Origin of the sequence: Methylosinus sp. KRF6, assembly GCF_018887255.1 — a bacterium.
Lineage (GTDB): Bacteria > Pseudomonadota > Alphaproteobacteria > Rhizobiales > Beijerinckiaceae > Methylosinus > Methylosinus sporium.
Genome location: NZ_JAHLJF010000050.1, coordinates 1 through 774, shown reverse-complemented (window position 1 = coordinate 774; position 774 = coordinate 1). Strand labels below are relative to the sequence as shown.

Annotated in this window: 1 protein-coding gene; it reads left to right on the top strand. The window is 56.5% G+C overall.

Features of this window, described 5'->3' with window-relative positions:
* Window positions 1-45 precede the first annotated feature (45 nt).
* Window positions 46-718, top strand: a protein-coding gene (locus KP010_RS22470) for an IS6 family transposase (RefSeq protein ID WP_253203999.1) whose coding sequence is annotated in 2 segments (ribosomal slippage) — window positions 46-570 and window positions 572-718 — 672 coding nt in all. Because the reading frame shifts where the segments join, the coding sequence is not laid out codon by codon here.
* Window positions 719-774: the final 56 nt, after the last annotated feature.

Sequence of the window (774 nt, the reverse complement as noted above, 5' to 3'; positions counted from 1 at the left end):
CGGTTGGGGCTATGATCGCCGGGCTGGGGCAGGCGGAATAGCGTGATGATCGATTTCAAGGGCAGCCATTTTGAACGCGACGTGATCCTGTGGGGCGTCCGCTGGTATGTGGCGTATCCGATGAGCTATCGTCAGCTCGAGGAAATGATGGAAGAGCGCGGCGTCGAGGTCGACCATTCCACGCTCAACCGCTGGGTCGCGAAATATGCGCCTTTGCTGGAGAAGGAGTTTCGTGCTCGCAAGCGCGCTGTCGGGTCGAGCTGGCGTCTCGATGAGACTTATGTGAAAGTCAAAGGCTGCTGGAAATATCTGTATCGGGCGGTCGACAAAGCGGGTGCGACGGTCGATTTCTTTCTGACGGCCAAGAGGGACTGCAAAGCCGCGTTACGCTTCTTGCGCAAAGCGATCTGCCAGCACGGCAAGCCGAAGAAGATCACGATCGACAAGAGCGGAGCCAACACAGCGGCGATCGAAAGCTACAATGAGGAGAGTGAAGCGGACATCGAAATCCGGCGCATCAAATATCTCAATAATATCGTCGAGCAGGACCATCGAGCAGTGAAACTGCGTGACGCGTCCGACGCTGGGTTTCAAATCATTTCGATCGGCTGCCGCGACGCTTTCTGGAATCGAGCTGATGCACATGATCCGAAAGGGGCAGATGCGAACGACGAACGAAATGCGTCCTGCGCAGCAATTCTATTCCCTCGCCGCCTGAGCCACGTCATTCTCACTTGCCCGGCGCGCCTGTAGACAAAATTTGCGACAGAACCC